Origin of the sequence: Brevibacillus sp. MER 51, from assembly GCF_023714195.1 — a bacterium.
Classification (GTDB): Bacteria; Bacillota; Bacilli; order Brevibacillales; family Brevibacillaceae; genus Brevibacillus.
The window spans coordinates 1-451 of sequence record NZ_JAMAUS010000060.1 but is presented as its reverse complement, the minus strand read 5'-3'; the positions used below and the strand labels follow the sequence as shown (position 1 = coordinate 451).

General features: G+C 56.3%; 1 protein-coding gene. It reads right to left on the bottom strand.

Annotation, left to right across the window (positions count from 1 at the left end; genetic code table 11):
* Positions 1 to 451: oligopeptide:H+ symporter (locus M3630_RS30615; RefSeq protein WP_251254674.1), on the bottom strand; the 451-nt coding region annotated here is incomplete at both ends.

Genomic DNA, 451 nt, shown 5'->3' with positions numbered 1-451 from the left:
ATACCGGCGTCGCTGGCGAACTTCGCCCCTAAAGGCAGGACGAGGAATGCGCCAGAGCACAGTACCATACCGATAGCAAATTTGTGCGGCATCGGCAGGCGGTCACCCATCTTGTTGTAAATGGCGGCCAGAATCGGGCTACCAATCATGATCCAGAACGGGTTCAGCGCCTGATACTGTTCCGGCTCAAAGGCGAGACCGAGGATCGAGTGCTCCACGTTACGGATGGCGAAGAAGTTCAGCGAGGTCGGCATCTGGCTGTACAACACGAAGAAGACAATCGCTTCTACCATCAGCAGGAAAGCGACGATCATTTTACGACGCGGAGCGCCTTTCAGGCCTATGGTTTCTTTGGCGAAAATCACGACGATACCCAGTGCGACGACGCCCAGCACCATACGTGCGATACCCTGGTTGTGCAGCAGCCAGGTGGCGATAGCGACCAGCACCA